General features: G+C 39.7%; 17 protein-coding genes. All 17 read right to left on the bottom strand.

Annotated elements, in window-relative coordinates; genetic code table 11:
- Window positions 1–12: 12 nt before the first annotated feature.
- Window positions 13–891, bottom strand: coding sequence for an Hsp33 family molecular chaperone HslO (gene hslO / locus QNH17_RS00385; protein WP_283876930.1), 879 nt, complete (start codon window positions 889–891; stop codon window positions 13–15).
- A gap of 21 nt (window positions 892–912) precedes the next feature.
- A complete protein-coding gene (locus QNH17_RS00380) occupies window positions 913–1,692 on the bottom strand; it encodes a type III pantothenate kinase (protein WP_283876929.1) in 780 nt (259 codons plus the stop codon).
- Between the two features lie 710 nt (window positions 1,693–2,402).
- Window positions 2,403–4,340 (bottom strand): ATP-dependent zinc metalloprotease FtsH, encoded by a 1,938-nt coding sequence (gene ftsH / locus QNH17_RS00375; protein WP_283876928.1) that lies wholly within the window; start codon window positions 4,338–4,340, stop codon window positions 2,403–2,405.
- Window positions 4,341–4,457: 117 nt separating this feature from the next.
- A complete protein-coding gene (gene hpt / locus QNH17_RS00370; protein WP_283876927.1) occupies window positions 4,458–5,003 on the bottom strand; it encodes a hypoxanthine phosphoribosyltransferase in 546 nt (181 codons plus the stop codon).
- Between the two features lie 24 nt (window positions 5,004–5,027).
- Window positions 5,028–6,413: a tRNA lysidine(34) synthetase TilS gene (tilS, locus tag QNH17_RS00365; RefSeq protein WP_283876926.1), complete on the bottom strand. Its 1,386-nt coding sequence runs from the start codon at window positions 6,411–6,413 to the stop codon at window positions 5,028–5,030.
- Between the two features lie 190 nt (window positions 6,414–6,603).
- On the bottom strand, window positions 6,604–7,620 hold the full coding sequence (locus tag QNH17_RS00360) for a serine/threonine protein kinase (protein WP_283879396.1): 1,017 nt from the start codon (window positions 7,618–7,620) through the stop codon (window positions 6,604–6,606).
- Window positions 7,589–8,326, bottom strand: a complete 738-nt coding sequence (locus tag QNH17_RS00355; RefSeq protein ID WP_144555624.1) for a vWA domain-containing protein — start codon at window positions 8,324–8,326, stop codon at window positions 7,589–7,591. The genes QNH17_RS00360 and QNH17_RS00355 overlap by 32 nt, the downstream gene beginning before the upstream one ends.
- A 95-nt stretch (window positions 8,327–8,421) precedes the next feature.
- Window positions 8,422–10,899, bottom strand: coding sequence for a stage II sporulation protein E (gene spoIIE / locus QNH17_RS00350; protein WP_283876925.1), 2,478 nt, complete (start codon window positions 10,897–10,899; stop codon window positions 8,422–8,424).
- A 298-nt stretch (window positions 10,900–11,197) separates the two neighbouring features.
- Entirely contained in the window at window positions 11,198–11,635 is a 438-nt protein-coding gene (locus tag QNH17_RS00345; RefSeq protein WP_144555622.1) for a S1 domain-containing RNA-binding protein, read from the bottom strand.
- A 95-nt stretch (window positions 11,636–11,730) separates the two neighbouring features.
- Window positions 11,731–12,114 (bottom strand): FtsB family cell division protein, encoded by a 384-nt coding sequence (locus tag QNH17_RS00340; protein WP_283876924.1) that lies wholly within the window; start codon window positions 12,112–12,114, stop codon window positions 11,731–11,733.
- Window positions 12,115–12,127: 13 nt separating this feature from the next.
- Entirely contained in the window at window positions 12,128–12,760 is a 633-nt protein-coding gene (gene yabQ, locus QNH17_RS00335) for a spore cortex biosynthesis protein YabQ (RefSeq protein WP_283876923.1), read from the bottom strand.
- Window positions 12,757–13,059, bottom strand: a complete 303-nt coding sequence (gene yabP / locus QNH17_RS00330) for a sporulation protein YabP (RefSeq protein ID WP_283876922.1) — start codon at window positions 13,057–13,059, stop codon at window positions 12,757–12,759. The genes yabQ and yabP overlap by 4 nt, the downstream gene beginning before the upstream one ends.
- A 77-nt stretch (window positions 13,060–13,136) precedes the next feature.
- Entirely contained in the window at window positions 13,137–13,412 is a 276-nt protein-coding gene (locus tag QNH17_RS00325) for an RNA-binding S4 domain-containing protein (protein WP_283876921.1), read from the bottom strand.
- A gap of 17 nt (window positions 13,413–13,429) precedes the next feature.
- Window positions 13,430–14,899, bottom strand: a complete 1,470-nt coding sequence (yabN, locus tag QNH17_RS00320; RefSeq protein WP_283876920.1) for a bifunctional methyltransferase/pyrophosphohydrolase YabN — start codon at window positions 14,897–14,899, stop codon at window positions 13,430–13,432.
- Window positions 14,893–16,509: a putative polysaccharide biosynthesis protein gene (locus QNH17_RS00315; RefSeq protein ID WP_283876919.1), complete on the bottom strand. Its 1,617-nt coding sequence runs from the start codon at window positions 16,507–16,509 to the stop codon at window positions 14,893–14,895. The genes yabN and QNH17_RS00315 overlap by 7 nt, the downstream gene beginning before the upstream one ends.
- A gap of 249 nt (window positions 16,510–16,758) precedes the next feature.
- Complete coding sequence (spoVT, locus tag QNH17_RS00310) at window positions 16,759–17,295, bottom strand: stage V sporulation protein T (protein WP_283876918.1); 537 nt, start codon at window positions 17,293–17,295, stop codon at window positions 16,759–16,761.
- A gap of 239 nt (window positions 17,296–17,534) precedes the next feature.
- Window positions 17,535–21,080 (bottom strand): transcription-repair coupling factor, encoded by a 3,546-nt coding sequence (mfd, locus tag QNH17_RS00305; RefSeq protein ID WP_283876917.1) that lies wholly within the window; start codon window positions 21,078–21,080, stop codon window positions 17,535–17,537.
- Between the last annotated feature and the right edge of the window lie 86 nt (window positions 21,081–21,166).

Here is a 21,166-nt window from a genome sequence, read left to right as displayed (position 1 = left end):
GCAAAGTACCTGTTATTTTGCTTCCTTTTTAAGCTCTTCTAATTCCTCACTTGTAAAAAGGTATTTTTCATTGCAAAAATGACAATGTGCCTCGGCCTGACCATCTTCTTCAATCATTGCCGTAATCTCTGCTGCTCCTAAGCCGACAATGGCATTTGCAAACCGTTCTTTAGAGCAATTACAGACAAACCCCACCGGCATCGTTTCTAACACCTTTACCTGCTCTTTTCCAAAAAGCTCTTCGAGGATTTGCTCTGGTGTTAGTCCACGTTCAATTAATTTAGAGATTGGTTCAATCGTTTTCAACCGTTCCTCCAGTTTTGAAATGATTGGCTCCGGTGTGCCAGGCATTAATTGAAAAATAAACCCGCCGGCTGCCAAAATCGTGTCATCTGGGTTCACTAAAACACCTACTCCAACGGAAGAAGGAACCTGCTCAGAAGTGGCAAAATAATAAGTAAAATCCTCGCCTAATTCACCGGATACAAGCGGAACTTGTCCAGAAAAAAAATCGCGCAATCCTGTATCTTTAACGACAGCTAACACACCGTCTGTCCCAACGGCACGACGGACATCAAGCTTTCCGTGTTCATTCGATTCGAAATCTACCTCTGGATTGGTTACATATCCTCGAACTTCCCCTTTGGCATTACTATCGACAACAATCGGTCCTAGTGGGCCGCCGCCATTAATTTTTATCGTTAATTTATCTTCACCTTTAAGCATAGCCCCCATCATTACTCCTGCGGTCAACGTTCTGCCCAGTGCAGCAGATGCTGTCCGCCATGTCTGATGGCGTCTTTGTGCCTCGGTCACAGTTTCTGTTGTCCGAACGGCAAATGCTCGAATATTTCCATCATATGCAAGTGCTTTAACAAGATAATCTTTCATTGGTAAACCCCTTTCTAACTGTTATTCCTTAGGTTGCCCTATGTTCCTTTTATAGATAAGCTGTAACCCTTTTAAAGTTAAAAATGGGTCAACAATATCAATAATGGTTGATTCTTGAGCAATTAAATTAGCTAAACCGCCTGTCGCAATAACAGTAGGCTTTTTCTCACCCTGCTCCATCATCCGCTTGACAATTCCCTCTACTTGGCCAACATACCCATAGACAATTCCTGCCTGCATTGCCGCTATTGTATTTTTACCAATTACCCCTTCCGGTCTGGCAATCTCTATCCTAGGCAATTTTGACGCTCGTGAATACAATGCCTCCGTGGAAATACCCACTCCCGGAGCAATGGCACCACCCATATATTGACGATCCTCATTCACATAACAATAGGTTGTAGCTGTTCCAAAATCGACGATAATTAGTGGACTGCCATACTCATGAATGGCAGCTACGGCATTGACGATTCGATCAGCGCCCACTTCTCTAGGGTTTTCATATTTAATATTCAGACCTGTTTTAATCCCTGGTCCAACTACAAACGGCTTAATGTGAAAATACTTTTGGCACATTCTTTCGAGCGCAAACATAATTGGTGGCACGACTGAAGAAATAATGATCCCGTCAATATCTGAAAAAGAGAGTCCTGCATGATCAAACAAAGCTTTAATGTTCATTCCAAACTCATCTTCCGTACGATTTCTATTGGTTTCAACACGCCAATGATATTTAAGCTCCTCACCATCATAAACACCTAAAACAATATTGGTATTTCCTACATCAAAAACGAAAATCAAATCTATCACTCACTTTTCAGATTATTCTCTTCTTTACTGAAAACATAATACCATACATTTGATTAATCATGAAAAAAAGAGTGCTTCACCGAAGCACTCAGTTGATTGTTTCTGCTAATTGGCCTGTTGATTTCCGCTCCGGACACTCGCTTTCCGCGGGGAGGTCCGGGAGCCTCCTCGGCGCTTTAGCGCCTGCGGGTCTCCCGTGACCTCTCCATCCCGCAGGAGTCGAGTACCCTACGCTCCAATCAACAGGGAGCAAAACTACCTATGCATTTATCACACACTTTAGCTACTCTTATTATTTATGTTTCAATCTTTTTATAGTTAGGCAGGCTGCAATAACGAGAAATTTTTCATTTATCATTAATTAAAAACAAATTCATTTTTACTTTGGCTTGACTCATTTGGATTAAGCATTGAATTCAACACTTATTATTACTACTAATTGAGTCGCAGAACTTTATTAAATACACCTGTTGATTGGAGCGGAAGGCGCGAAGACTCCTGCGGGAGCACGGGTCAGGGGAGACCCCGCAGGAGCGCAGCGACGAGGAGGCTCCCCGGCACGCCCGCGGAAAGCGAAGCGCCTGGAGCGCAAATCAACAGACTTATCACAAAGCCCTAAATTTTACATATATTAGAACAAAAAAAGACTGTCGAAAGTTTTCCGACAGCCAAATGCTTCTCACGAAGCACTCTTTACACATTTATTGCTTATCTAATTCATCAGAAGGATTCTGAGGCTCAAGGTCATCCTTTTTCTTATTAATATTGACCTTGACGTCTTCTGTTTTTTTCGGGCCGATTTTCACAGCTTCTAAAGCTTGATTAGGCTCTGGCATATGGCCATGGTCAACCAAGTATTTAATCTGTTCAGCCACAAGAGTTTCCACTTCAAGCAATGTTTTTGCAATGAGGTCAAGCTTATCACGATTTTCAGTGAGAATGACTCTAGCTCTTTCATAACATTCTTTAATAATACGTTGAACTTCCAAGTCGATTTCGTAAGCAATCGCATCAGAATAATTTTGCTCATTATGAATGTCACGGCCTAAGAACACTTGACCGCCTGAACCTTGACCAAACTGCAGCGGTCCAAGTTTATCACTCATACCATATTCGGTTACCATCTTACGAGCAATATTGGTTGCACGTTGGAAGTCATTATGTGCCCCTGTACTTACTTCACCAAAGACAATCTCTTCAGCAACACGGCCGCCTAATAAACCAACAATTTTATCAAGTAATTCTGGCTTCGTCATAAAGTAACGGTCTTCTCTAGGAAGCATGACAGCATATCCGCCTGCTTGACCACGAGGTACAATGGTAACCTTGTGGACCATGTCCGCCTCATCGAGCACTAAACCAATCACTGTATGGCCGCCCTCATGGAAAGCAACAATATTACGTTCCTTTTCCGAAATCACCCGGCTCTTTTTAGCTGGTCCGGCAATGACACGGTCTGTTGCTTCATCAATGTCTTCCATATCAATTTTCTTCTTACTGCTTCGGGCTGCAACTAATGCTGCCTCATTCAATAAGTTTTCTAAATCTGCACCAGAGAATCCTGGTGTACGCATTGCAATATTTTTCAAGTTAACAGATTCATCTAATGGTTTATTACGTGCATGTACTTTAAGGACAGCTTCACGTCCAACAACATCCGGACGGTCAACAGTAATCTGCCGGTCAAAACGACCTGGACGTAATAACGCAGGATCTAGAATATCAGCACGGTTAGTAGCAGCAATAATGATAATTCCTTCATTTGCCCCAAATCCGTCCATTTCAACAAGCAATTGGTTCAAGGTTTGCTCACGTTCATCGTGTCCGCCGCCTAAACCTGCGCCACGCTGACGTCCAACGGCATCAATTTCATCAATAAAGATAATACATGGAGCATTTTTCTTTGCATTTTCGAATAAATCACGGACACGGGAAGCCCCGACCCCGACAAACATTTCAACGAAATCAGAACCGCTGATCGAGAAGAATGGAACGCCTGCTTCTCCTGCAGTAGCACGAGCAAGCAATGTCTTACCAGTACCAGGAGGTCCTACAAGAAGAACGCCTTTTGGAATCCGGGCACCCAATTCAGCAAATTTCCGTGGGTCCTTTAAAAATTCAACCACTTCCACTAATTCTGCCTTTTCTTCATCAGCACCAGCTACATCTCTAAAACGCACCTTTTTCTTATCGTCGTTATAAAGCTTCGCTTTGGATTTACCAAAGTTCATAACACGGCTGCCGCCGCCTTGGGCTTGGTTTAATAAGAAGAAGAATAAAATAAAGATAATCACAAACGGAATAATCGATGTAAAGAAAGTCACCCATCCGCTTGTTTCTTTCGCAGGCATTACTTCCACTTTTGAATCAGCTTTATTAATTTTGTTAATAATTTCTTCACTGTTCGGAACATACGTTATGAATTTTTTCTTCGATTCCAACTCACCACGGACTTCATAAACTCCGCGTTCAGGCTGCATCGAGAACGATTTTACATCGCCGCTTTCTAATTGAGTAACAAACTTATCATATGAAATATGATCTGTTGACTCATTACTTCCATTAAAGAAACTTACCACACCAATAATGACTAAAAATATCAATAAATAAAAGATGGTATTACGGAAAATCCGATTCATCTCTTACCTCCTCCCGCGATAGACAAACTATAGTAAATGGTATCATAGAAAATCTTACAAATTCAAGAAATTACACTTTGATAGGACTTACTATCTCCAAGTTAGCGGTAAGGCCCCTTAGAGATTATTTGTGTATACTTCAGGTTTTAAGACGCCAATGTATGGAAGGTTTCGATATTTTTCTATATAATCCAAGCCATAACCGACCACAAATTCATCTGGTACAATAAAACCAACATAATCCGCTTGAATTGCACTTTTTCTGCCTGTTGGTTTATCAAGCAGTGTCACAATCTTGATGGATTTTGCTTTCCGATATTTAAACAGGTCAACCAAATAGCTAAGCGTCAAACCGCTATCGATAATATCTTCGATAATAAGGATGTCTCTTCCTTCTACAGATGTATCTAAATCCTTAATAATTTTTACTTCTCCAGAAGAAACAAGTCCCGTTCCATAACTGGATACATCCATGAAATCCATTTCTAGATAGCAATCCATCCGTTTTAATAAATCACCCATAAACGGCATCGCACCTTTTAACACCCCAATGGCAAGCGGGAATTTATCCTGGTACTCTTCCGTTAATTCTGCAGCTAGATTCCTGATTTTATCTTGAATCTCTTCTTCTGATACTAATACTTTTTCAATATCCTGTTTCATCTAAATGTGCCCCCTAGAAGATCCTTACTTTTGATATGTGAATAGTATATATTGTTTAGCTTTGCAATCTATACCTTCAAATGAAGACTTTTTTAAACCTGGCAGCCAAATAATATTACCTTCTTTGTCAGTTAGTACTGGCCACATATTTCGTTCCTGCATTGGTACTTTTTGATCAATAAATATGGACTTTACTTTTTTGGAACCATTTAATCCCTTGATTGTCATTCGATCGCCAATTTTTCTAGAACGAATAATGATTGGCCACTTTATCCTGCCGACACTAAACAAAGCAGTGTTTACATCTGCATCCAGAATTTCCTCCGTTACATATCTGCAATTAATTTCCCCGCCATTCGGCAAGTTAATCACACCCGGTTCTTTCAATTCAAAATGATATGATGGTGCCTCATTCGATTGAAATTGAAATGTAAGGGAGTAATAGGAACGGATAACTTTTAAACCATTAGGAAAATCAAGGTGACCTGATGGCAGAGGATGCTGAATTAACAAAAATACTTGATCGATATGTACAGCAGATAAAGATGTTGGTTTTTCTTTGTAAAGATAGTTTAATATTAGTTGAATCCCTCTCCTTTGTAAAGGTAAAGGCATTTCAAGAAACCGATGTATGTCAATGGTAATTTTGCACTCTTCCTTTTTTGTCATTACTGTATTCAGTTGCTGAACAGTTAATTCCTGAAGAAAGATTTCATCTTTGGTTATTTCCTCACTAAACCGTTGGAAATGTTCATGGACATGCGGGTTTTCTTTTTTTAAAAAGGGAATCACTTCTTTACGAAACCGATTTCTGCTATAAATTCCTTTTTCATTACTTGGATCTATTCTTGGGCTAAGGTGATGCCTTTGACAATAATCCTCTATGTCAGCCCTTTCCAAGCCTAAGAACGGACGAAAAATTGTGCCGCTGTAAAAAGGACGGATAAATGGAATGCCGGCACGAGCAAGCCCCGTACTACCCCTTGTTACTCTCATTAACATTGTTTCCATTTGATCATCGCCGTGATGTGCCAGCGCTAAAAATGGATACTGATACTTTTCCATAATCTTTAGAAAAAACTCATACCTCACATCGCGTGCTGCAATTTGTGAACTTTTACCTGTTAATTTTATGATTTCCGGAACATTGACCTGAGTCATTTCAAACGGCACGCTATTCTGTTCACAAAATTTCTGAACAAAAATGGCATCCTCATAAGACTCCTGACCACGAAACATATGGTCTACATGGGCAACAACAAGAAGCATATTATGCTTCTCTTTTTCCGCAAGCAGATAGTGCAGCAGCGCTAACGAATCTGGACCTCCCGAAACACCAATGACAATTTTTTTCGAGGCTAAACTAAATGCCTGGTGATTTAGAAAGGTCTTGACCTTTGTTTCCAACATAATATTGCACTCTTCCTTAAAACAAAGTTTAGAACCTTTAATTAGTAAGAATAAACTTAGTCTACCACTTTTAAGAATAAAGTATCAAAGCATTGATATTACAAATAGCCTAGAAATTTTTCCTATTCATTTATTGAAAACTTCACGTATTAAATGTTATACGAATGACTTAACAAATAGTTTCAAACATTTATAGTAATTTATTAAATGTATACCATGCGTATAAAAGGCCTAACACAATAGCGATTAACCAGAATTCCATCCAACCGCTTTTTTTCTTCTTTTTACGGTAGTGCTGCCTTGTCATTGACTTGCTTCCCGTAGAACCTGGGTGAGGCTGTTGTTTTGGTGATGATTTGTTTATCCCTCCCGTCTTTACGGGAGCTGGCTCGGGATTTTTTTTATCAATCATTAGATCTAATAAGTCTGCTCTCATTTGTTTCGCGCTGCTATATTGGCCTTGAAGTGCTTTTAGGATGACCTTTTCCCAAGTTATTAACTCTGGTTTCTGACGGATAGCTTCCCTTAATTGCGCGATTCCCCCCGTCGTTTTCGTTAATCGTTTCGGATAAGCAGTGTTGATCATAATCATGGCCACTGCAAACAAGTCATAAGAAGGTTCGGCCTTCCTTGAACCCAGCCCCCAATAACCCCGATCATAAAACTCAGTAAACTCCTTAATAGCTCTTCCTTGAATGGTGGTACCGCCCACATCAATGCACCTTATTTTAGGAGGTGGTCCGTTGACAATTAGATTTTCTGGTTTTAGGTCGCCAAATACCCAGCCGTTTTCATGAAGCTTGTCTAAATCATTTAACAGCTGCAAAAATAACACACTCGTCCATGATTTTCCCTTTTGTTGTAAAAACGATAAGAAGTCAGGACCATCGATGTATTCCATGACATAAAAAGAAATACGCCCTTGATTACTTTGCCAATCATCAACATCAAGCAAAGAAGGCCCAAGGGTTGGGGTTCCCTGGACCTTTGCTAAGGATTTTAAAACATTTACCTCTGAAGTAATCGACATCCCATTATCACTCATTTTCAATGCTACTTGAGTGTTATTATGCTTGGCAAGGTAGACAACCCCATTTGCTCCAAACCCAAGTTCCCTTACAATCGTATACTTGTTTAAATGCCATTTCCCTGAAATGACCGTCCCTGGGCTTACCTTACATTGACTCTTCAAAGTATGATTCATCATCACGTGAAAGAAGGCTCCTTAAGGATTGTTTTTGATCAAACGAGGATAGCGCTGTCCGTAACGCTGGTCCTGTTGGGGTTATTCCTCCTGTAGACAATTGGGAAAATACACTTGTCAATGTTTGCAGCTTTGGTGTCCAATCCAGCAATTTTTCGACATCTTTCTTTTTCCCGGGAAATACATAAACTGAAAATTGATTATCACCTGTACGGGCATTCAAGCTTAGAGAGAGGTCAAGGAGTGCTTCTTTTACTGTCGGCAGTTTGTGTTTCATACTAGCACTTGTATCGACAAGAATCAACACTTCTAATTCTACAGTTTCTCCTAATTCATCCACAACCTCCATTACTTCGCCGCGCTTTTCAGGCGGGAGATCTTCCATGGTTTGTGACCGTCCCAAAATTTGCTGCAATTCTCTGTTTACTACTCCTTGAATCGTTTGATTCATGGCTTTGCGAGTAACCATCTGTACAGTTTGTGATAATTGCTGGGCATAGACAATCTGACTGACTCCCCCGCCTGACATGGCAATCCCTTCAATTTCGGTCATCCCTTTTTCATCAATGGTATCTTGTTCCATCACTCCAATAACATTAACAGTGATTCCCTGTTCTCTAGCGAGTGCAGCCATGGCAATTGGATCGTCTCCTTGATTGGAACATCCATCAGTAATTAGTAAAATTTGGCGAATCTTCCCTGTATACATAACCTTCTCCCTCCACTACATTTATTGGTACCATTTTCGACGGGAAGAAGGTGATTTATACATATTTTAATAGAAGACTGCGTAAAATAACCTATTTAGGCTTGGCGCTTTAATTTTTGCACAGGAATGGAAGCCCATTTTGGTGTATTATGTTTTATTTTTGCAACGGTCACCGTCATATCATCATGGATAATTTCTGATCGAGAGCGAATAACTTCCTCAAGGATTAAATCTGCTACTTCTTGTGGGTCGTCTGTCTCTAATCCTTGTAGTTTCCGCTTCATCCATAAATCATAGTTCTCTACATGCAAAGGTCCTTCAAATACCCCATCACTCATCATGATGAGTAAATCTCCAGCCTTCAATTGCTCGCTTACCACGTCCACTTCAAATTCTTGAATCATCCCAATTGGCAAATTGCTGGCTTGGATTTTAATAATCTTATTTCCTCTCTTTATAAAGCTTGGTGTGGAACCAATCTTAAGGAACTTTGCTGAAGCATTTTGCAGGTCAATCATGGCTAAATCTAATGTAGAAAAAATTTCATCAGTTGTCCGGAGTGAAAGGATTGAATTAACAGATTTAATCGCCACCTTTTCCTCAATGCCCGATTGGAGGATCTTTTGTAAAAGAAGCAATGTTTCTTTACTCTCGTAATGTGCCCTTTCTCCATTCCCCATCCCATCGCTGATAGCAATCGCATATTTACCAAATCCGAGTTCAATCGTCGAATAGCTATCACCAGAAACAAGACCGCCATCCTTTGCGGCATGAGCTACACCTGTTTCCACCGTATACGCCTTTGACGACCTGAACGTCACATGACAAAAGTCAGTTGGAACGGTTGCACATTCTTCCAGTTTTACAACAATAGTCTCACCAAGAATATCTGATAGCATAGGAGCAATTAACTTTTCACATTCACCATGGCCATTGCAAAATGGCAAGGACATTTCAATATCGACATTTCCTTGTTCAAGACTGTAAATTTCCACCTGCTCAATATGAATACCGAACGATTGCATCGCTTCCATAATTTGCTCTTCTTGTTTGTGGTGATTTTCTCTTTCCCGCTGAATCTCCTTTGCAAAATTCTCCATTACTTCTGACACACCTAACAATTGATCAGCCACAAGCTTACGACTCTCCTGAACCTGTCGTTTTAGCTTTTGGTTAGCTTGGTAAAAGGTCAATTCCTGGCCAATTGATTCATAGACTCTTTTGGAACGTGTACAAATTTTTTCCCACTCCCTTGCTAGTTTAGAAGAAATATTCCCATCGTTTTGATCCATTTCATGAATAATCTCTTCCATATAAGCATAGGTTGTATTAAAATTGCTCGCCCAACATTGATCCTTCTTAAAGCATGTTTGGCAGGTTTTTTCGGTCACGTTGCTCATAAAGTAATCCATTTCCCGCTCATGTTCGTCTTCCCTTGGCTGAACTTCCATTTGTGAAAAGCTTTTGGACAAGGCATGGAAGACATTCGAGAATTGTGATACCCTCTGCGCCGTGACGTCGCGCATCTTCCGCATATATTTTTGTTGTTCAGCTGTGTATTCCGGCGTACCAGGGATATATTTTGCTAATCTTGAAGTTAATACCTGAGGTGTTAACATGAATAAGAAAACGGCCGCAGAGGTTTCTAAAACGGTCATCAGAATCGAACCATCGCCGCCTTCCCCATACATGCCAATGAGTAGCGTGGCAATAAATAAACCAATCGATACACCTATTTTCTTACCTTCCTTCATTAGGCCGCCCAGAACACCTGAAAAAGCTAGTAGACTCATATGATAAAAACTTGAAACACTCGCAAGACTAAAAATTAAACCCGTAACAACCCCAACAGTGGAACCTACCGTTGCCCCTGCAATAAATGAAAACACCAATACTAAGTATCTCGATAAGATATGTTCCACCGATAAGTCATATACTTTCCAGCCAATTGTCCCTGTCATGATAGAAGCAAGCATGATAATCAAACAGACGATTTCTTCCGTCTTTAACAATTGTCTCCGTTTGTTAAAAGTTAACAATGGAATACTTTGTAAAAAGATAAGCGTCAAAATAAAAGCAAGACTTGTCTGTACCCCCACCATCATAAAATCATATAGTGTCAATTGTGTCGAAAGAATAAACGCTTCAGCTAGTTTCCCCAGTCCAAGCACAATAGCGACAAAAAATGGCGCTGCCTTCAACTCATTTCTTAGCCATTTCTTGCTAATACGAAAAACAACGATAAAACCAAGGGTAATGATAAAGGTACTAGCAGCATTTGATAATGAAATGGTTACTGCTCCGATAACCAGTCCGATCAAGGCAAGCGGTGCCCGATCTCGTTTAATTAAATAAACAGAAGCGAAGAAGGGAAGGCAAAAAGGAGTCAGTTTTGCCAAAATCAAGGCCCGTCCAAGCAAAAAACCAACCAATAACAGCAAGAACCCCTTTTTTATGAAAAAGGACTCAAGCATTAGTTGAATTTTTTTCAATCCACTCTGCAAAGCCCATTTGGATGGCTGAAGATTAACTTCACTGACGGGTTCTATGAAACTAGCATTTGTCTTTTCCATAAATCACACTCCCTATTCTTTCATTGTTCAGATAATTATAAAATTAATAGACATAGAAGTTTGTCAAATTAGTGAACAAGCCAAAAAAATCGTTCGACGGTTTTCACTATTATCATTCAAATAATATTAATTAGTGTCGAAACAAAACGGGTGTCAGGCACCATGCGAAGAATTTCACATGGTGCCTGACACCCGTTTTTAATTAAAAGACACAAAAAAGACAGGTCATATCGACCTGTCTTTAAATATAGATATGAAGTGACTCCACTTTTTATTTGATTAAAAGTTTAGCAGCAAGTTACCCCCGCTTAGCTCCTCTTCCTCCACGTTTGGACTCTGTGTTCCTTTTTAAGGAAGATAAACGATCCTCACTATCTTTTAAGAACTTTGCCATTTTGGTTTCAAAATTTTCCGGCTTAAAATTATTACGATCGTTGTTTCTACCCTGACGAGGGCGTTGTGAGTTTGAGTTAGAGTAGGATCTTTGCTGGGACTCAGGGCGATCCTTTGCCTTTTTAATCGACAGTCCAATCTTCCCATCCTTCTCAACATTAATGACTTTTACCTCTACTTGGTCGCCAACCTTCAGATGGTCATTAATATCCTTCACATAATTGTCCGCGACCTCACTGATGTGTACGAGTCCTGTTGAGCCCTCAGGCAGCTCCACAAACGCTCCAAAATTAGTAATCCCGGTTACCTTTCCTTGTAACTTGCTGCCTACTTCAATTGACATAAAAAGAATGTTCCTCCTTAAAAGTATAAAAAATCAATCTTACTCTATATTATACAAAAAGAAAAAAATCAGTGTCAATATGACTATAAATTGGTTCATTTACCCTTCTTTTCATCTGGAATATTAAAAATGATTTCACCTTTATTGGAGAAAAAGTACTCTTTTCTTGCCAACTTTGCAATATAATCGTCATCATTTAATTTAATGATATTTTCATTTAGAATATCTTGCTGCCCTTTTAATTGCTTTAACTCATGCTCCAGCTGCTTCTTTTGCGTAATCTTAGCATTGAGCTTTGCCGTTTGGGAAATGTTACTGGAAATCATCAAGTAAGAGAGAATGCTCGCAAAAACCAAAAACATTGTCAGCCTTCTTGCTAATAACTTCTTTTTTCTAGCTGAAGCAATTTCTGCATATTCTTGCTGCTTTACAAAGGTTGTCTGAATCTTTGATACACTACTCTTTTGTTCTGCTCCCATTTCCCTCACCACCTTACTCTTTTCGTTTTTTCCATTTATCTATTAACTTAGTAATATAATTCCTGATTCTCTGAAAATTTCCTGCCGTTTTATTATATAACTTCTCGACGGATTTTTTAATACTTTTCGGCAAAAGTTTCCAAAAAATCAAGAGGATTTTTTGCACCGGAACGAAAATAATTTTGACTATTAATAATAAAACCTTACCAATAAATTTAACAAGGGTGTAAAGGCCCCTGCCAATCGCAATGATAATGAAAATAACTAACTGAATAAGACCAACAATTGGCTTATAGATCAAGAGCTTGAAGGTCTTTTTTAGGAAGCGGCTGATCGCAATAACAGATTTTATCACAAATTCGAGCAAGCGAAGGTAGATGCCCTTAAATAGGCTCTGGTAAGCAGCAAATCCACAAATAAGAGCGAGGAAGATATAAAATCTAAGCTCGCCATTATTGACTAAAAATAGAGTATAAAAAATAATCACTGCTTGAATAATCCAAAAGAGTAAATCATTAAAAAAGACAATCCATTGCTTCCTTTTTGGCCGTTTTAAAAACCGCTGATAGGTATCGAACATCGCACCAAATAATGTGCCCATTCCAATCATCGAAAGCAGGGTGAAAAATTGAGTCGAGAGGGTCATCGGAATAACTTACTAAAGAATCCTTTAGCTTTCTCCCCGTGCTGTTCATCAAGGTAAACCAAATCAAAGATCTTTCCCTTGATCGAGACAAGCCCCTTTTCTACATCTAAATTTTTCATTTGCAGGTTTTGACCTTTGATGGCTAAAAATCCCATAGATGTCTCGAGTAAAAACTCTTCATTATCAAAGCTTTCAACTTGTTTAACCCCTGTAATATCAAGCAACTTTCGGCCCCTCATGATGACATCATGTTCTGGAACGCTGCTCTTTGATGTGTTATTCTCATAAAATTGGCTCATTAACATCCCTCACAATCATTTGTACAACCTTTTTGTTACATATTTATGTGAGGGATGAAAGAATTAGAACCCGGTTACTAAAAGGGCGATTCAGTGGAGCTAATTCTTTCTTCATTTATGATGGTATACATTTCTGCGGCTTCTTCCTTGCGTGTAGTTTCTTGAATCCGGTCAATCCTTGCCGTTACCTTTCTTTGCCCCAAACGAATGGTTAATTCATCGCCGACTTTTACCGTTGAACTGGCCTTTGCCTCTTTCCCATTAATTTCAATTCTCCCTTGATCCGATACTTCTTTTGCTAAGGTTCTTCTTTTAATTAAACGAGATACTTTTAAAAATTTATCAAGACGCATGTAGTTTTCCCCCTCTTTTATAATCCCTTAACTTTTGCTTCATCCCAATAATGGTCAAGTTGTTCAAGTGTATGTTCCTCAAATGTCCTGCCACTTTCCTTTACCCTTTCCTCGATAAACTGAAACCGGCGTGTAAACTTTTCATTTGTTTCAAACAAAGCTTCTTCTGGATGAATCTTTAAGAATCTAGCGACATTCACAAACGCAAATAATAAATCACCAAATTCCCCTTTCGCTCGTTCCATCCCTTCTTCTGTGTCATCTAGTTCCTGCACAAATTCTTCGAGCTCTTCCTTCACTTTCTCCAAAGCAGGGGTAATTTCCTGCCAATCAAAGCCAACCTTGGCTGCTTTCTTTTGTAGTTCATAGGCTCTTAACAGATTCGGTAATGCCATTGACACACCCTCAAGTAAAGAGGCAGGTTTTTCTCCACCCTTTTCCTGTTTCTTAATCTCCTGCCAATTTCGAAGGACCTCTTCTGCATTGTCTGCCTCAACATTTCCAAACACATGGGGATGGCGTCGAATCATCTTCGCTGATAATCCTTCAATAATGTCATCTATCGAAAAATAACCATCATCCTCACCAATTTGTGCATGGAGCATGACCTGCAACAGTACATCACCAAGTTCTTCGATTAAATGATCTATATCTCCACTATTTATCGCATCAATAACTTCGTAGGTTTCTTCAATTAAGTATTTCTTTAAGGATTCATGTGTTTGCTCCCGGTCCCAAGGGCAGCCTGTTGGACTTCTTAGTTCGGCAATAATTTCCCTGAGCTTTGAAAAAGTCTTCAACAGAATTTGTTCCTCTTTGACTGGCGGGATATAAACGGACGTTAAATTGTTGATCGATACATTTCGATCCAACTCATATAAAGGTACTTTCTCGATGATTTCCTGACTGCTTCCTGCTGCCGTTACAATATATACCAAATAATCATCAGGTAATTTTTCCATTAACGTTAATTTCACGTTGGAAGCAACAAATTGGTCATATACTTGGCCAATGATCATATGTTGTTCAATCTGCAGCTGCTCTTTGGAAAGTGATGTCCCATCAAGCAATTGAAATCCTTCAATGGGGTCAATTTTTAACGAGGTGAATAAGGCGTCAATAAAGCTTTGACCGCCGCCAATTGTAACTTCAACCCCTCGATTTGGCCCATACTCTATAAGGAGCTGTACGGTCCGCTCCGCCACAAGCGGATGACCTGGAACCGCATAAACCACCGTCTCGCGGCCGGCCTTATGCAATAGTGTCTGAACAATTTCTTCATATACTTCCTCAAATTGATCATGTTTTTCATAAATTGAATCAAACGAAAGATAAGTAAATCCTTCTTTTTCTAACTCAGAAACAACAGGATGCTCCTTTGTCCGTAAAAATACCTCTCCTGTGTTCAGTAATTTCTTATATACCCCAACGGGAAGCTGTGCTAAATCTCCTGCACCTAAACCAAGAATTTCGATCTTTTTCACCATTTATTCCTATCCTTTCGGGCCATTAATTTTATTAATTTACTTCCAAATGGAAATAATGATAGTTCTTCCTCATGAAACACCCTACCTCTAATCATCACGAATAAAAAGAGGAGTCCACCTAATATAGCGGAACTTAGCGATTGAAAGACGGCCTCGATTCGTCCAACATCACCTGTGCCCAATAAATATAAATAAATTTTTAAAAAGACGACCATAGCTGCTGTCGCCATGATCACCGTCCATGCAAAGCGAAGAGAAAATAGCGAGATCCTGGTGATTTTTTTAAATTGAACCAATAACAGAACTGTGACGAGACATAGTGAAACCAGTGATGAAATGGCCGCGCCCATAGTTCCATATAAGGGAACGAACACACCATTTAGTATATATTTTAATGGAAAGGCAAGGGCAGAAACGATGGCAGGAAAAAGCATGACACCCAGCCCTTGCATTATTGCAATGATCGTTGATGTAATTGATGTAAATAGGATCATAAAACCAAGCACACCGATGACCTCAGATCCTGTGTTATTTTCAAAAAGCATCGTATTTGTTGGTTCAATTATAGCCCATAGTCCAGCCGAAGCCCCAACACCAATGATTACACTTACCTTAAGGGCAACCTGAATTTTGTGTTGTAAAAATTCCGGTTTGGCAGATAAACGCTCTCTTGTAATTAAGGGAACGAGTGTTAACGACATTGAGGTCGCAGCAATGGTTCCTAACTGAATAAGCGGCTGCCCCCGATCAAATATCCCCTTAAGGCCCTTAGCCACGTCCTTTTCAATTCCGCTTGAGACAAGCAGGGAGAAGAGATTTAACGAATCCCCTAACTGGATAAAAATCATCAGCATTCCGCTGATACAAATCGTTAGACCTTGAAAGATCAGTGCCTTTAGGATCTTTTTGGCCTCACCAGCATAGTTTTGAAACATACCTCGACTAGGTGCTATTACCTTCCATTCTTTACGAATCCACAAAAACATAAACAAGATGATTCCTGAGACCATACTACCTGTAATCGAGCCAAACATTGCCCCTCCGCCGACAAGGTACAGAGAATAGCCTCTTTCCATAAAAAGATATGCCAGAAAGAGAATGGTTACCACCCTAGTTGATTGTTCCCCCACCTGAGATAAGGCGGTAGGAACCATGTCGCCAATTCCTTGGTAATACCCACGTAAGATTGACATAAGCGGAAACATTAAAAACACAACCGAGACAACGCGTAAGAGAATGGCTAGATGGGGGTCATTCATCCAAACAGCGATACTGCCCGCCCCAAAATAAAGAATCAAGAAACAAAGAAAACCAAATAATTGCAAATAAATAAAGGAGAAAAACAGCAGAAGACGAGATTTTATATCATCACCTTTTAGTTTCTGCTCCGCATAAAGCTTAGAAATAACAACCGGAAAACCTGTCGTCGACAGGACGATGGCCATTCCATAAAACGGGTACACTTGTTGGTATATGTAAAAACCGATATCGCCAACAATGTTTTGAAAAGGAATCCGGTAAAAGGCACTTAATATTTTAGTGATTAGTGCCGCAAGCATTAAAATAAAAGCCCCCCTAAACAGAGCTTTAGACTGATTCACAGACCTCATTCATTCACCTACCAAATAGAAAAGCGGAAGCGCCCGTTTAGCGGCGTATGGACTGGAGCTCTTTGACCGAGATAAAGGAAACACGGAGAACGTTAGTGAATCCGATGTTGACTTATCGTAGGGAAAAGGGCGAAGTACACTAGCCGCTGGGCGCTGGAGCTAGACATAATAATACAAACTCGAATTGTATTATAGCATAGGAAGAGCTTTTTTAAGCTAAATAAAAAAGACAGCTCTCGCTGCCTTTTTTTATGATTCCATTTGTCGAGCGAGGAAACCTGCTGCGGTTTCAACCGCCTTTTGTTCCACTTCGCCAAGAGTTCCTTCTCTAGAAAAAATAATAACTGCTCCGATTGGGTCACCATTTGCAATAATCGGTCCAATGGTATAGGAAGTCACCGCTTCCTCATTTCCATCCACTAAGGAAATGTCTCCCTTTTGCGTGTTAAGGACTGAATTTCGTTCTTCCATTGTTTTTTCAATAACATCACTAATATTCTTATTTAAGTATTCCTTCTTAGAACCACCAGCCATTGCGATGACAGAATCTCTATCACAAATTAACACGGGGTTTCCAAGGCTATCAAAAAGTGCTTCAGCATATTCTTTAGCAAAATCACCCAACTCACTAATAGGTGAATATTTTTTCAAGATGACTTCTCCGTCTCGATCAACAAAAATCTCTAACGGATCCCCTTCACGGATACGCAGAGTTCTGCGTATTTCTTTGGGAATGACAACACGACCCAAATCATCGATTCGACGAACTATTCCAGTTGCTTTCATCCAATGTTGCCTCACTTTCATCTGATGATTATTCAACTTGGTAATGATTCACTTTCCTGAAATTGTATTCATCACCAACTTTGAACTTAGTATCTTTCATCTGGAAAGTTATATACATAAACGTAATATTTTTTCAAATATCTTAGAATTATCCCAAATTGGATAAAGCTTCATATCTCTGGAATGATTCGCTCAAACGGTTAACTTGAGTCATTTACCTTTGTGTTAGTCAATTTCCCTTAATTTACGGGGTTCTCATGGCCCTTTTTAGCTTTGGACACACCCTTAACCATCTCAAAGGCAATGTTCAACCATTGTGACACAGGATAATCCTTGATCTTAATGACAATTTTTAGTCGAGGACCTTCCATTCCAGGAGTAACATTTCGGCCAAACTGACTGCCAATTTGGAAAATCTTACTTCCATCAATGGTGTTGGTCACCTCTTCATTTATTAAAATGGTTACTTCTTGTTTATTCTGTTTAATTTGTTCCACACCATTAAGCAGAGCATAAACCTTCATTTCAGCTATCTGAAATAAAGAGGCAACCTCTTCTGGATACTCACCATAACGGTCAAGCATTTCCGATTCAAGTTCCTCAATATCATCCAGGGACTCAGCACCCCTGAACCGTTTATACATCTCTATCTTTTGATGCCCATCCTTAATATATGTATCAGGAATATAGGCATCAATTTCAAGATCAATTTCGACTGATTTTTTTGCGGCTGTTCCAGCCACACCAATGGTTACTTTTCGTTCTTCAATCGCCTCTTTTAACATCTGTGAATAAAGGTCAAAACCAACAGAGTCAATGAAGCCATGCTGTTGGGCACCTAGTAAATTACCCGCTCCCCTGATCGATAAATCACGCATTGCAATTTTAAAACCAGAACCTAATTCGGTAAATTCCTTAATAGCTTGAAGACGCTTTTCTGCGACTTCCGTTAAGACTTTATCTTTTCGATAAGTGAAATAGGCATAGGCGACACGATTTGAACGACCGACGCGTCCGCGGAGTTGATAAAGCTGAGAAAGCCCCATTCGATCCGCATCATAGACGATCAAGGTATTTACATTCGGTATGTCCACACCGGTTTCAATGATGGTGGTACTAACAAGAACATCAAATTCACCTGCTAAAAAGCCGATCATCACCGTTTCTAATTCATTTTCTGTCATCTGACCATGAGCACAAACTACGCGTGCATCCGGCACAAGCATCGATATTTCTTCCGCTTTTCGTTCAATATCTTCCACCCTGTTATATAAATAATATACTTGTCCGTCTCGGGCTAGTTCCCTTTCAATCGCTTCTCGCACCAAAGATCCATTATATTCCATCACATACGTTTGGACAGGGAATCGGTTTTCAGGCGGCGTTTCAATGACCGATAAATCTCTGACACCAAGCATAGACATATGCAGCGTTCGAGGGATTGGTGTTGCTGTCAAAGTTAAGACATCGACATTTGTTTTTAGTTTCTTAATCTTTTCCTTATGAGTAACTCCAAAACGCTGTTCTTCATCAATAATCAACAGGCCTAAATCACGGTAAACAATATCTTTTGAAAGCAAGCGGTGTGTTCCTACGACAATATCAATGGTCCCTGCCTTTAATCCTTTAATTGTTTCTGTTTGTTGTTTTTTCGAACGGAAGCGGTTTAACAGGCCAATATTAATCGGATAATCCTGAAATCTTTCTCGTAATGTTTCATGATGCTGCTGGGCCAAAATGGTAGTTGGAACCAGAAAAGCTACTTGCTTGCCGTCAGCGATGGCCTTAAAGGCAGCACGAATTGCAACCTCTGTTTTTCCATAGCCAACATCCCCACAAAGGAGACGATCCATCGGACGCGGCCTTTCCATGTCTTTTTTAATCTCATGAATGGAGCGCAATTGATCATCTGTTTCTTGGTAAGCAAACGATGTTTCAAAGTCTTTTTGCAAATCCCCATCAGGTGAATAAGCATAACCAACCGCTGCTTCCCGTTCTGCATATAATTTAATTAAATCGTCGGCAATATCTTGAACAGAAGATTGAACCTTTTTCTTGACCTTTTTCCAATCTGTTCCGCCCAGCTTATAGATCTTTGGCTCTTTACCTTCCGAACCAACGTACTTCATGACCAGGTCAATCTGTTCGACAGGGACGTACAGTTTGTCTGTTCCTTGATAACGGATATGGAGATAATCCTTATGAATGCCGTTAATGACAAGCGTTTCAATCCCTAAATACTTACCGATACCGTGATTAACGTGGACTACATAATCACCGATTTTTAGCTCAGAGTAGCTCTTAATTCTTTCAGCATTTGATAGTTTTTGGCGATTAGTAGATTTTTTGACTCGTTTATTAAATAGTTCTTCCTCAGTAATCACCGCTATTTTCTGGATTGACAGTTCAAAACCTGTTTGCAGATTTCCTTGCATAATCTGAACATTACCAGGCAGCAGCTGTTGCCCGCTCTTGATAACGCTCGCATTAATTTCATAGTCCTCGAGGACACGCTCTAGCTTTTTAACCCGTTCTTCATCGGGTCCTAAAAATAAAATAGAATAATTGCTTTTTTTCCATCGGTCAACTTCTGCCTTTAACAAATGCATTTGACCGTGGAAGTTTTGCATTTGCTTGCAGGAAATATTAATAATATTTTGTGGACTAGTATTTGCCACATGCCGCAAAAATAAGGACATATAAACGAGCGGCCATTCCTTTTTTTGCAAAAGGGCAGTAAGGTCATGGGAAATATGTAAATCATGGACAATCTGACCGGTCCCAAGTAGACTTGTATACCATTCTGCTTCTTCTTTTACTAATGAATCATTCATTTCTTGAACCCGGCTTATTTCGTCAATAAATACAAGTCCATTTCTTGGCAGGTAGTCTAGTAGACTACTAGCACTTTCGTAGGCTAGTGATAGGTATTTAAAAACTTGATCAGGCTTCTGTCCATTTTTTAATTGCTCTAATTCAAAACTGATATTCTGTGACAACTGCATTTTTGCCTTATCATCCTTCAGCTTTCGAAGGCTTTTCCCTAACCCTGCTTCAAGCTGCTCAACAATTTTGCTATAATTCTCCGCTTCCAATAATACCTCTGTTGCCGGTCCAATCTGAATCTCTGAAACCTTTTCCTTCGAGCGCTGGTCTTCTAATGAGAAGGAACGAATCGAGTCGATTTCTGTATCAAATAACTCAATTCGAAGCGGATTGGCTTCCGTTAGCGGATAAATATCAATGATTCCGCCTCTTACACTAAATTCTCCCGGCGTTGTCACCATTTCTGCTCGAACATACCCCATTTTGACAAATGTATTTAAGGTTTGGTCGATATTTATATCTTCTCCTAATTTTAACGAGAGTTGGTATTTCTCCCACATTGACTTTGGCGGGACAATTTTCTTTAATCCTGCAATCGGGACAATTAATATTCCTTTTTTATGCTTGCTCCAGTAGTTTAAGGCCTCTATTCTTTGTGCCTTTAATTCAGGACTGGCAATGCTCATTTCGGCAGCAATTAACTCATTGGCAGGGAAAAGGAAAACTTCCTTCTCGCTTAATAGATTGACAATATCATCATAAAGCTTTTGGGCTTGTAATAGATTATGGGTGACGAGCATGATCGGCCTTTGCATTTGTTCGTAAATAGATGCGGCTAAAACGGTTCTAGACGAACCCGATAACCCGGCAATCAGCTGTTCCTTTAGGCCCTCCTCCACCCCTGCAATCACGGAATGGACATCTTCCTGCTTGAGGAATAACGATGTTAAAGCATTCAAGGTTTCTCCTCCCTCCTTCTTTCATCAAAAATCATATTATTATTCTTATATTAGTAAATTATAAATAGAAAAACGCTTTGGATAAT

This window comes from Neobacillus sp. SuZ13, from assembly GCF_030123365.1.
In the GTDB taxonomy this organism is placed as follows: domain Bacteria; phylum Bacillota; class Bacilli; order Bacillales; family Cytobacillaceae; genus Neobacillus.
The sequence above is the reverse complement of the archived record's forward strand: the minus strand, read 5'-3'. Positions and strand labels throughout refer to the sequence as shown.